The 13,409-nt window shown below is 29.2% G+C and carries 10 protein-coding genes; all 10 read right to left on the minus strand.

Annotation, left to right across the window (positions count from 1 at the left end):
* Positions 1-10: 10 nt before the first annotated feature.
* The 10 genes from C7447_RS08515 to C7447_RS08560 all read right to left on the minus strand — a co-directional run bounded on the left by C7447_RS08515 (position 11) and on the right by C7447_RS08560 (position 13,385).
* The gene (locus C7447_RS08515; RefSeq protein WP_170245954.1) at positions 11-3,232 is read right to left on the minus strand and encodes a SusC/RagA family TonB-linked outer membrane protein; all 3,222 of its coding nucleotides are present in this window, start codon (positions 3,230-3,232) and stop codon (positions 11-13) included.
* 205 nt (positions 3,233-3,437) lie between these two features.
* Entirely contained in the window at positions 3,438-6,194 is a 2,757-nt protein-coding gene (locus C7447_RS08520) for a helix-turn-helix and ligand-binding sensor domain-containing protein (RefSeq protein WP_246143046.1), read from the minus strand.
* Between the two features lie 45 nt (positions 6,195-6,239).
* The gene (locus C7447_RS08525; protein WP_148870071.1) at positions 6,240-7,898 is read right to left on the minus strand and encodes a solute:sodium symporter family transporter; all 1,659 of its coding nucleotides are present in this window, start codon (positions 7,896-7,898) and stop codon (positions 6,240-6,242) included.
* Positions 7,899-8,090: 192 nt separating this feature from the next.
* Positions 8,091-8,543 carry a ferritin-like domain-containing protein gene (locus tag C7447_RS08530; RefSeq protein WP_148870072.1) on the minus strand — a complete coding sequence of 151 codons (453 nt, stop codon included), beginning with the start codon at positions 8,541-8,543 and terminating at the stop codon, positions 8,091-8,093.
* A gap of 81 nt (positions 8,544-8,624) precedes the next feature.
* A complete protein-coding gene (locus C7447_RS08535; RefSeq protein WP_148870073.1) occupies positions 8,625-8,825 on the minus strand; it encodes a hypothetical protein in 201 nt (66 codons plus the stop codon).
* A gap of 27 nt (positions 8,826-8,852) precedes the next feature.
* The gene (locus C7447_RS08540) at positions 8,853-9,326 is read right to left on the minus strand and encodes a hypothetical protein (protein ID WP_148870074.1); all 474 of its coding nucleotides are present in this window, start codon (positions 9,324-9,326) and stop codon (positions 8,853-8,855) included.
* Positions 9,327-9,639: 313 nt separating this feature from the next.
* Entirely contained in the window at positions 9,640-10,221 is a 582-nt protein-coding gene (locus C7447_RS08545; protein WP_148870075.1) for a hypothetical protein, read from the minus strand.
* 319 nt (positions 10,222-10,540) lie between these two features.
* Entirely contained in the window at positions 10,541-11,326 is a 786-nt protein-coding gene (locus tag C7447_RS08550; protein ID WP_148870076.1) for a patatin-like phospholipase family protein, read from the minus strand.
* A gap of 5 nt (positions 11,327-11,331) precedes the next feature.
* Positions 11,332-12,756: a cardiolipin synthase gene (cls, locus tag C7447_RS08555; RefSeq protein ID WP_148870077.1), complete on the minus strand. Its 1,425-nt coding sequence runs from the start codon at positions 12,754-12,756 to the stop codon at positions 11,332-11,334.
* Positions 12,756-13,385, minus strand: coding sequence for an SOS response-associated peptidase family protein (locus tag C7447_RS08560; RefSeq protein ID WP_148870078.1), 630 nt, complete (start codon positions 13,383-13,385; stop codon positions 12,756-12,758). Before C7447_RS08560 ends, cls begins: the two co-directional genes overlap by 1 nt.
* Positions 13,386-13,409 lie beyond the last annotated feature (24 nt).

A 13,409-nucleotide genomic window follows, 5' to 3' on the forward strand; every position in this document is an offset into this window, starting at 1 on the left:
ATTAATTTCTTTAAAATGAAATATTAACTCCAGTTGTAAATGTGCGTGTTTGAGGATACTGACCTAAGTCTACTCCTGCTGCTAATGGGTCTGAATTAGAAACATCTGGATTATAACCACTATACTTAGTAAATGTGTATAAATTATTTACCGCTATATACAATCTCACTTTATCTAATTTAGTCTTTTTAAGTGTTGAAATAGGTAATGAGTATCCTAATTGAATGTTTTGAATTCTTAAGTATGAACCATCTTCTACATAAAAATCTGAAAACAAATAATTACTAGAAGCATTTGTTGAAGCTCTAGGTACTGTATTTGAAGTTCCTTCTCCTGTCCATCTATCTAAATATAATCTTGGTTTATTACTATATGATAAAAAACGTTCATAACTTCTAACCACATCATTACCTATTGAAGCATATAAAGATGTTGAAAAATCAAAATCTTTATAATTCAGATTAAGATTGACTCCCATTGTTGCATCAGGTATTGGATTCCCTATAGCAGTCTCATCATCACTACTTCCAAATTCTACAATTCCATCTCCATCTACATCTACAAATCTAATATCTCCTGGTTGAGCCCCAGTTTGAAATTTTTCATCACCTCCATCAATTACTCCATCATTATTTGTATCTGTGTTTAAAGCATCTATTTCAGCTTGATTTTGATAAACCCCATTGGTTTTTAAACCATAAAAAACACCAATAGGTAACCCTGTTTGAAATCTTGATGTATTTTGCGCCAAATCAAATAATCCTCCTGATATATAACCTGCAGCATTATTAACTTGGATAGCTTTGTTATTGATAGTTGTTACGTTTACTCCTAAACCTAATTTAAAGTCTTCTGAAAATTGATGACTAAAGTTTACACTTATATCAAACCCTTTATTTTCAATGGTTCCTGCATTTACAACAGGAGGACTACTCCCTGGTGCAGATCCTCCTACTACCCCAGAAATTTCAGGAACTAATAATAAATCTTCTGTTGTTTTTTTATAGTAATCAAAAGTTATATCTAACTTATTATTAAATAAACTTGCATCAAAACCGAGATTTAATTGTGTGTTTGTTTCCCATTTCAAATCAGGATTAGACAATGCTGCTAGTGAATTTCCATAATATAAATTATCTCCGAAGGAATAAGAAGCTTCACTACCATTAGTACCTTGCAAAAAGCCTAACCATCTGTAACTTCCAATTTTATCATTACCTGTTATTCCCCAACTTCCTCTAACTTTTAATTTATTAATACTTTCTGAATTAAAAAAATCTTCTTTATCCATTACCCAACCTGCCGAAAAAGAAGGAAAATATCCAATTCGGTCGTTTGGACCGAATCTTGTTGAGGCATCTCTTCTTAACATTGCAGAAAATAAATATTTACTATTATAATCATATTGTAACCTACCAAAAAATGAGTACCATCTATCTTCACTTATTCCTGTTGATGCACTATTATTTTGTCTAATAGTTTCTGAGGTTATATTATCATCTGCATCTCTAACTTCATCATATATAAAAGACTGCGTATTGAATAAATAAGCATTACTCCAATTATCTCTATCCGGACTCACAGTTAAAAAACCAGTCGCATAAGCTCCGTAAAATTGTTCACTTCTTACAGAGGTACCTATTAGTGTATTAAAATTATGATTTTCAAATGAAATTTTATATTCTAAAAAGTTTTCGAAAGTAAAATCATAATAATTTTGATTATTTTCATACACTGTACTAAAAAGATCTGTTGTTCCATTATTATTTCTATCTAAATCAAACTCTCCTCCAATTAAATTAACAACACTATTTACCACTTTATTAGGCCCATAATAGGTTAATGGATTATACTCTCTCTGAACAACATCTGCATAATTAAAATTAAATCGACTTGTCGCTTTAAAATCTTTAAAAACATTATATTCTAATTCTAATTTTCCTGTAAACCTATTTGTTTTGGTTTCATTAAATGTGTTATCAATTAAAGCTAATGGATTAACAATCTCAGAACCTTGCTCATCACCAATGTAGGCAAATCCTCTAGAAGGCCCCGTACCATCTGTACCGTCATAAACAGGTGTTAATGGTGAAGCATTCAAAGCATAATAAAGTGTAGAGCCTCTACCATTTTCATTGATCCCTTTACTTCTTATATTAGTATATAATAAAAATGTATTTAATTTTAACTTATCTGTTAAATCTATACCTAAATTGTTTTTAAAAGTTACTCTATTAAAGTTAGATTTATCTGGCGCTATAATACCTTCTTGAGAAAAATAACTAGCACTGGCACCATAGGTAACTTTATCAGAACCTCCATTAGCGCTAATAGTATGACTTATTATTGGAGATGTTGTAAATAATTCTTTTTGCCAATCTGTTCCTACTCCTAAATTACCAATATTTGTATAAGGAAGCGAATTACCATCTGCTATTTCTGTTTCATTTACATAAATCGCATATTCGGAAGCGTTCATTAAATCCAATTGATTTGAAGCTTCTTGCATTGAAACATATGAATTGAATGAAAACTTTGTTTTTCTATTTTTCTTACCACTTTTAGTCGTGATTAGTATAACCCCATTTGCTGCTTGTACACCATAAATCGCTGAACTTGCATCTTTTATAATATCCATTTTTTCGATATCATTGGGGTCAATTATACTAAGATCTTTTCCAATATTAACACCATCTACTATTACCAAAGGGCTATTATCTCCATTAGTTGTAATACCACGTATTCTAATATTTAATGATGCCCCAGGAGATCCTGAATTTGCAGAAACTTGAACTCCTGCAGCATTTCCTTTTAAAGCTTCCTCTATTCTTGAAGGGTTAGACTCTGTAATTTTTTCTGAACTTAAACTAGAAAAAGCTCCAGAAACTAATTCTTTACGTTGTGTTCCGTAACCAATTACGACAACCTCATCAAGCTTTTCAGAATCTTCTTTTAAGACTACATTTATTGTAGCCCCTGTAACACTTACTTGTTGTGTTATATAACCAAGGTAACTAAACACTAAAGTCGAATTTTCTGGTACTTTTAAAGTATAGTTCCCATCAAAATCAGTTTCTGTTCCTTGTGTTGTTCCTTCAATCAACACACTTACACCAGGTAATGGAATGCCCATTGCAGCATCTGTAACATTACCTTTTACAATAACATCATCCTGTGAGTAACTTAATACCGAACTCACAAGGAGTATTAATACAATAATATTTTTTTTCATGTAGTTAGTTTTAACCATTTCTTAAAACTACCATAACACTTTGTTAATTTCATAAAAAACACCACAATAAAAAACATACATCGTAAAAATTAATACTGTTTTTTATTATTTACTAATAAAACTAAAGCTTTTCAAAAAAAACATTTTCTTTTTTAAAGCAAGGTGTTGTGGTAATGTATGGTTTAAAAACAGAGTTGTAGTGGTGCTATACTTTTAAAATATACTCTGTTAAGTTCGATTCGTGCGGTAAATCCATTTTTTTACGCAATCGATATCGTTTTACCTCAACACTTCTTGGTGAAATGTTTAACAATGGAGCTATTTCTTTAGATGATAAATTCAACCTTAAATATGCGCAAAGACGTAAATCGTTAGGTGTTAAGGCAGGATGTATGTCTTTTATTTTCTTAATAAAGTCTTTATCAGCATTATTAAAGGCTTCTTTAAACATTTGCCAATCATCTGTGTTATTAATGTTTTCATTAATAATTTTAATAACTTTCTTAGCGCCTGTACTTTCTCCGCTTTTTAACTCTCCTTTAATAGTATTCAAAAACTCATTCTTCTTAATAATACTCATTGTAGAAATAGCTAGCTCTCTATTTTTATTTTCTACATCTGCTTTAAGTTGATCATTTTTAACACGCATCAATTCTCTTTCGTTAGCAAGTGCTTTAAATTCAAAATCTTTTTGCTGCTTTTCTAACAACCTTTCTCTTTGTTTTTTATAATATCTTTTATAAGTATTATGCATGAATAGTGAGAATAAAAGAATCATAAAAACATAGCCTATGATCATACCTGTTGATAAATACCATGGCCTCAAAACTGTAAACTTGTATTTATAAGTATTTGATGTAAGATTGTTTCCTACTCTAGCTCTAACATTAAACGTATAATCTCCAAAAGACAGGTTCTTAAACAAAACATTAGCGTTTGCAGTCCAATTACTCCATTGATCAGTTTGACCTTTTAATTTATATTGATAATTTACTGTTAAATCATTTCCATAATATGGCACATTATAAAAAAACTCAATATTATTTTTTTTAAAACTCAATTTTCCCTTGTCATTAAAAGTGAGTTCTTTTTCATCTCCATGTAACGTACTGTTCTTTATAGAATTTACCTCAATTACAAACTCAGTTTTGTTTTGAAGCTTATCTAAATCAATAATAATATAGCCATTTGAAGTTCCTAAAAGATAATTTTGATTGTCTAGTTTTTCAATATTTTCAAATCCGATAGCCCCTTTACGTAACCTTTCAGAAACATGAATTTCATTAAGTTTAAGATTAGAACTTAACTCATCTGGAACTATATAACTTATATTATCGGTAGAAAAACCCCATATTTTATCTGTAGATGGGTCAAAAACTAATTTACCCGACATATAATCTTCAGGAGAAAACAGCTTACTTAATATAGTATCTTTAACAAACAAATCTTGTTTGCTAGAAAATTTATATACTCCTTTTTTATAGGAATAAATAATTTGATTATGGTATTTTAATAAGCTTGAATGTATTCCTTTATTTACAGATGTAACTTTTTTTATTTCTAAAACCTCCTTAAAATCCTTATCAACCTTTAGTTTAAAAACACCTTTATACTCATGGTTTACAAAAACGGTATTATTTTCATAAACCTCAAAATATCTGCTTGAATTATCAAAACCTTTAATTTTATGAGAATATAACCACCTATTGTCTTTTTTCTTTAAAATATGCAATCCATTATAATTACCTTGAATTAAGGTTGTAGTATCTAACTTTTTTATTCCCCAAGTACCTTGAGAATTGGATATTTTATTTACATTATTACTATCAATCAAAAAGGTTCCTGTATTATGCCCACAAAATAAATTACCATCTATTTCTACCAAACACCAAACCTGACCTTCAGTTCCCTTAATAAGAATAAAGTCCTCTTTTGATTTGTATTTTTTGTAAAACAATCCTTGATTGGTTCCTATATACAAATTATTATTAAATATAATTGAAGTATAAACTGTACCTATATTCCCGCTTATATCCTTATATATTTTAAAAGGTGATTTTATATTAACAACACTAATTCCACTATCTAAACCAAGCCAAACATTCGAATCTTTATCTTCAAATAATGACAGAACGGTATTGTTGTTCAACCCATTTTTTTGATTTAATTCATACTTAATTTCTCCATTTTTTAATAAATAAATAGCCCCATGTGAAATCGTTCCTAAAACAAAATCTCCGTTAGAGAGTTGAATACCATTATAAATAGTTCTTTTATTTAAATTTTGATTAGAAGTAATATTCCAAGGACTTAAATTATTGTTTTCGAACTTATAAAAGCCTTTACTATCAGTTAAAAAAATAAGACTCCCTTCATTTTTTGACATAAAAACAATACTGTTTTCCTTTAAAATTTCACTTCCAGAAATTAGTTTTGCCTCTCCTTTTTCAATTTTGTAGATCCCTTTATTTACCTGCTGAAAATAAATAGTATTATCCACTTTAAACATCTTCGTTATTGTAGTCTCAGAATTAATAACTTTGAAAGCTTCAGTCTTTAAATTGTATAAATAAATTCTTTGAAAAGATTGAAATAAAACCCAACCATCCATTTCAATTATGCTCCAAAATTGCTCGTCCTCTAAAGGGGATATTTTATTTCTTTTAGCTATTGAAGAATATTGTAAAACACCATATTGGTCTTTTATCCAATACCCAAAATCCATATAAAAACCAGTAAAAATTTTATTTTCTACTACTTTTACCGAACGCATTATTGTTTCGTTTGGAGTTGGATATAATTTCCAATCCGCACCATTAAACTCAAGTAACCCCTTATTATTAGCTACATAAATAAATCCTTCTTTTGATTGAGATATAGACCAATTTTGAGATTCTCCCCTATAATCTTCTGGTGAAAAAGTATTAACAGGAGGTAGCTCTTGCGCACTAAGATTTAGCACACTAATTATAAAAATAAAAGAGAATATTGCTTTAATAAATTTCAATTAAGAAAAATAAATATAGGTTCCTATTACAATAATACAAATTATTATTCCAACAATTTTAGTGTGTTTCCAAGGTGTTATATCTACTTCTTCTGAAAATTTTTGAACAAAAGCTTCTTTTCTAGGATAGAATTTACCAATAAGTAACATTATTAGAATATTTAAAATAAATAAAATAGCCATAATATGTAAAAAATGTGGATACGCTTCTGCCTCTACTATTTTAAGCTCATCTGGGCTAGAAACTCCTAATGCTTTTGCTTTTTCTATAGCATTACTAACTAAATTAGGACGAACAACAAACTCACTGATTATATACAAAACAGAACCTGATAATAGACCTATTTTAGCGGCAATCGCAGGAACTTTTTTAGTCGTAAATCCAATAAATATAATTGTTAATATAGGAATGCTATAAATACCATTAATTCTTTGCAAATACGCAAATATACTTTCTAAACTCGATAAAAAAGGTGCAATAAACATCGCTGCTAATGCTAATACCATACCAAACATTTTACCGTACTTAACAATCGTTTTTTCGTCAGCTTCTTTATTGATATGTTCTTTATAAATATCTATCCCAAAAAGCGTTACAGAACTATTTAAGACACTATTAAATGAACTTAAAATTGCGCCAAATAAAACGGCCGCAAAAAAACCAATAAACTCTTTTGGCAATACCTTTTTTACTAGTTCTCCATAAGATTCATCTGGAGCTCCAACATTAAGCATTCCTTTTGCAGACATATAATACGCTATCATTCCTGGTAACACTACAATTAATGGTCCTAATATTTTAATAAAAGCACCTAATAGCAACCCTTTTTGTCCTTCTTGAAGATTTTTAGCTCCTAAAGCTCTTTGTATAATTTGCTGATTAGTTCCCCAGTAAAATAATTGAACTAACATCATTCCTGTAAAAATTGTAGCAAAAGGCACCGATGCTGTCGAGCTACCTATAGAATCAAATTTTTCTGGAATATTTTGCTGTAAAACTTCGATTCCATTAAAAATACTTCCATTACCAATAGTTAATAAGCCAAAAAGTGGGATTAAAATACCTCCTATCAACAATCCTACAGCATTAACAGAATCTGAAATAGCTACAGCTTTTAAACCTCCAAAAACCGCATAGACTGAACCAATAATTCCAATAGCCCAGATACAAATCCAAAGTGCTATATTTTTTGAAACACCTAACAGCTCTGGCACATCAAACATTCCACTAATCGCTAAAGATCCAGAATATAAGATTGTGGGTAGTAACACTACAACGTATCCTGTCAAAAACAATCCTGAAGTGAGTGTTTTTGTATCTACATCAAACCTTTCTGCCAAAAACTGCGGAACTGTAGTTAATCCACTTTTTAAATAACGTGGTAGTAAATAAACTGCTGTAACCACCATCGCTATCGCAGCTAGTGTTTCCCAAGCCATTACTAAAATTCCTTCAGAAAATGCAGCTCCATTAAGACCTACTATCTGTTCTGTTGATAAATTAGTTAATAATAAGGAACCAGCAATTACACCTGCTGTTAGACTTCTGCCCCCTAAAAAATATCCATCCGATGTATTTTCTTTTGTTTTCCTTGTAGCGCTGTACGAAATGATTGCAACTATTAATGTAAACCCTATAAAAGAGATTATTCCTAACATAAAATTTGGTTTTGTTTGAATGACTAATGTAAAGTAAAATATACATTGTTTAGGTATAAATCATTCTTGTATGGTTTTTGTATAGGTTAATCATCGCTCATTCAAACTTATTTAAAACACATAATTTTATAATATAAAAAGCCCTGATCAAAATTTTGACCAAGGCTTTTAAAATAATCCCCGAAAAAAATATTATTTAATATCTTCTAATCTTTTAATAACAATTGTGTCATTTAAAATAGCATCTCTTTGAGTTTTCAGAACATCTGCAGTTGATTTTGGCAAGTGCTCTTTAGCATTTATAACTTCATTATACTCTTCAATTGAAGCTTTTTCTCCTCTAATTGCCTCTTCTAGCATTGATTCATCATTATCTGGAGAAAAGAAAGCCTTCGTATTCATCCATGCTCTATGAGCTGTTCCTTTTATACTTCCGCTTTTTTCTGGAGCCTGACCAAAAGTCATGATCTCCGTTTTTAATTGTTTTCCAAAATTTTTACGTTCATTTGATTTTCTTTCGAAAAAACTTTTCAAAGGCTTGCTCGAAGCATTTTCTGCAGCGGTTTTATACCCTTTTTCTGCATCATAATTTTTTTCTAATAATCCGTTTAATTGTTTTGATACTTCTTCTGTGTAACTATACATAATTTTTTTTTAATGATTAACAAGTAATTTATTTTTAAGATGCTTACTATTTTACATCTAACCGTCTAGTTAAGTTGTTATTTATTTCTTACTTACTATAAAACCAGCTACAAGAGCTACTAGACCAATACCTATACTTATATAAGCATTGTCGTTGTTTTGGGATTCAAACTCTGCAATACCAATATCAACAGATGCTTCAGGTGTTACTAGTTCATATCCTCCGTAAATTAATAGCGCTAATCCGGCAACTATTAAAATTGTTTTTATCGTTTTGTTCATGATAGATTATGATTATGATTTTTATTATTAAAATTGATATCTGATTCCTAAAGCGATATCTAAATCTAAATCATCACTATAATTATCATTAAATCCTAATTCAGGTCTAATATCTAAAGACATCACAAGTGGTATGTCAAAATTGTACTCTATACCCAAATCACCTGCTACTAAAGCGAAAGCTCCATCATTATCAGGAGAATCAAAAGATCCTAAGCCTGCACCTGCACCTATAAACCAATTAAAATTATTATCAATTGCATTTACCCATTGATATAACCCTACCAATTTAAAAGCGTCTACATCATTAGAATTTCTAAAACCTAAATCAAATTCTAATCTATTATTATCAGATAAATATCTTTGATAAGAAATTTCTCCTCCAAACCCGTCGTTTTCACCTACTCTAATACCTAAGGCATTCTTAGAAATTTCTTGTGCAGAAATACTCGCAGTTATAAACAACAGAGTAATAAATAGTACGGTTTTAATGTCTTTCATAATTTTTATTTTTTAAGTTCAATACAAAGATATAATCAATGTATGCGTTGGTTTTGCTCATATCGTTTTGATGTTAACTCATTTAAAACAACTATGAATTCTGATTGTTCTTTATAAAGTTGACAGTCATAGCTATAATTTATTTTTCTTTTTTGATAACTACTTTTTTCTCAATAAAAAAGAAGATTATCCATCTTCCTGATCGTCGGTTCAAAATATTACTGTCTTCGTATTCTTAAACATTAGCATCAAAAAAGCGATTCAAGAATAACTCTCAAATCGCTTTTTTTTCTTCACAGCAATTATTTAAAAATTATTTACTATAAATAACTTTGTATCCTTTTAATTTTTCAGCAACTTCTCCCATATTTTTAAAATATTTATACGATTGATTAAAGACTCTATTTGGTCTTTCTCCAACTATATAATACTTAATATTTAAATCTTCTGGTGCATTTAAAGTCATTTGGTCAGAAATTCTCAATTTTTTACTTCCTAAAGTTCTAGATAACTCAGTTAATTGTGCCACTACCACTAAATTATTGGAATTAGCATACACCTTTTTTATATCTAATTCGTGTTCTTTTCCTTCAACTTCAGCCTCTACTAATAATGTCCGCTTTTCTTTATCATTCGAATCAGGCATATCTATATCTACATAAGGAACCTCCACTTCTACTTCTTCCATAACCACAACTACTTTTGGTACTGTTACTTTTTCGGTAGTTGTACCTACTTCTACATCTGCCCAATCCACATCAAATTCTGGTAATTGTGCTTCTTCTGTGTCTACATCTACATCGACTGATGGTAATTTAGTTTTTTTTGTTTGATCAATATCACAGCTTGTAAATACCAATGCTATTGCCAGTACTGGTAAAATAAAATTTTTCATAATAAATATTTTTTGTTAATAAATTATGTAACAAATATTAATTTGCACACTACAAAATTATAGGGTTTACACATAACTCTTTAACGCATATAAAATTGATATTAACTCATTTAATATATTTAGATACAATTATCCTACCTTTATAATAAAAAAAGGATGTGAAAACCGTTACCACTACCGCTATAAGCACTGAAGGTACCGTTAGAAAAATTAAAAATATTATTGGAGGAAAGATTACCGAACGTTAGGGAAAATATATTTTAGAGGCTGATATTAAAATGGCTTAGAAATAAAACACTCATTTCTGATTTATTTTTGATTAAATATTTAAGTAATCTTTACACATTTTATAAATTTTTTCTGCTTCTTTATTATCCAATCCAGAATAATTAGATAAAGGAAAACGAATAGTAACATCTGTGTTGTAAAATTTAAAACTTTCTGCTGAATGTGCCATTAAAAAAGTAGCTTGAACCAATACTTTTAATGTAGAATTTAATTCTTCTTGTGTTCGCTTTGGTGGATCACTAACATAGCTCCCTACCAACGGTAAATCTGATTTTTCAAAAGGGCTAATTGGGAAATTGTCTAAAACTCCTCCATCTGAGTACAAAATATTATTAATTTTTATAGGACTAAAAATACCTGGTATAGCACAAGAAGCCAAAACAGGCTTCAACAATTTTCCTTTATTAAAATAACGTATTTTTCCTTGCTGCATGTTAGAAGCAGTTATATATATCGGAATTTGTAACTCACTAAATTTAGATTTAATTTGATTCTCAATAGTAGACTTAAATAAAAAAGTATCAAAAAGGCCTGCTTTCGTAATACTGAAAAAAGATATTTTAAAAAGACTAGTTTCTTTAAATATTTTTAGAATATCTTGTGTAGGCACACCAGATGCATATAGAGATGCTACTAAAGCACCACCACTACTACCCGAAATAGCATTAATTTTTAACCCTAAATCTTCTATCTTTTCGAGCATTGCAATATGCCCTGCACATTTAACACCACCTCCAGATAGCACTAAATTTATAGGTGTATTTTTATTTAACTTATTAAGCTTAGTAATGCTTTTTTCAATTAAATTTTTATCCATAACTTTTATAATAAAGGACTAAATACTTTAGAGCAACCCTCTAGTAGTTTAGTGGTTAGTGGACGATTTTTAAAAGAATCGTAATTTAAAACTTCACAATTTTTTAAGTTTTCTCTAAAATCATTGCTTAACTCTTTAGCAATACTTTCATCATAAATGAGCGTATTTACCTCATAATTATATTCAAAACTTCTATAATCAAAATTTCCTGATCCAACAGAAGCTATTTCGTCATCAATAATGATTAATTTACTGTGCGAAAAAGTATTTTCTAACACATAAATCTTAACCCCGGCTCGTAATAAGTCTTCAAAATTAGCAAACATACTATGCTTAGCTAGCTTACTGTCGTTAATCTTTGGTACCATTATCTTTACGTCTACTCCACTTAAAACAGCCATTTTTAAAGATTCTAACAAAGCTTTATTGGGGATGAAATATGGATTTTCTATATAAATGGACTCTTTTGCTGTATGAATCATCATTAAATATTGATGGAGGATAGATAAGTATTTTAAATCTGGGCCTCCAGCAACAATTTGAACTAAAGAACTTCCTTCTTCTTTTTGAATAGGTAAATAAAAATCGTCTGTTAATAATATCTCATTACTAGCAAAATAATAATCTTTAATAAAAATTCTATGTAAATGATCTACTACAGGTCCTTTCACTTTTAGATGCATATCATCCCAAATACCTAATTCTGATTTTTCTTTTATATATTTATCTGATATATTAACCCCTCCAGTAAAAGCTGTTACTCCATCAACAATTGCTATTTTACGATGATTTCTGTAGTTTATGGTTGATAAAATTGTGTTTATTTTAAAAGGGAGAATAGGATAAATTTTTGCTCCTAAATTTTCAAGTTTTGCTGCCGCTTTATTTTTCCAACCACTACTACCAAAAGCATCATATAAAATTCTGATTTCTACACCATTTTTAACTTTTTCAGTAAATAATTCGATTAATTTTAATAATAATTCTCCTTCTTCAAGAATATAATATTGAATATGAATAAATTTCTCTGCTTTAGAAAAGACTTCAAATATTTCATCAAAAGTGGCTTCTCCATCTTTTAGAAGTTGAATTTTATTTCCTTCAACAACAGGAAAACCAGAACTTTTTTGTAATAATTTACCCATTTTACCAAACTTATCTGTATCTAACTTATGAGTAAACTCTTCAATACTTTCGCTTTTATGGTTTAAGTCGTATAATTTCCGTTTAGCATTAAAATTAAGAGTAAAAAACTTGAATCTTCTTCTATTAACACCAAAGAGTATAAAAAAAATCACCCCTATAATTGGAAAAATGATTACAATTAAAAGCCAACCTATAGATCTCGCTGGGCGATTTCCGTACAAAATTATACTAAAAATCGCCCAAAGGGTACTAATTACGTAAATACTATAGAATACTGTTAACATTAAGAAGCTATTCTTTGAATTTTAAATTTAGTAATATATGGCTTAGAAACAATATAATTAATATCTTTAATTGTAGTTGCTTTATCTAACCATATGTTTTTAAACATTTTTGGTATCTGTAAAGGCATTACTTCGTATAAATTATTAATAGAACTTAAGCATGAATTTGTATTCGTATTTATGACCGAACACGTTGCAAAACCGTCTTCTAAAACATTGTATATTCCTGCTAAATAAAAAGGTTTTAAAGGTGTTTTTTCTACTAAATAATTAGTAATTTTTTTTCCTTCTAAATGATGTGTGTAAAATCCTGTTACAATAATTAAACATCTGCGTCTTTCTAATGCTTCTTTATATAGCACATTTTCTGAAATTTCTTTTTCATTTACATGTAATGTAGTTTTTAAGCGTTGAAATTTTTTCCATTCTCCTTCAAAATTTTGTGGTAATATTCCCCAGATACCTTGTGTGATTAGATTAGGCTCTTCCATTGTTATAATTGAAACAGATTGTTCTTTATATCCATCTATTTTTAACCTTGGCTTATAGATGTTAGGATATTTAAACTTTATCCCTAATTCTTCTCTTATTAGAGTTTTGCTTGCGGTATTTGATAAACTATATTTCATTTTTAATTCGGTTATTGTTTTAGA

It is taken from the genome of Tenacibaculum adriaticum (assembly GCF_008124875.1).
Lineage (GTDB): Bacteria > Bacteroidota > Bacteroidia > Flavobacteriales > Flavobacteriaceae > Polaribacter > Polaribacter adriaticus.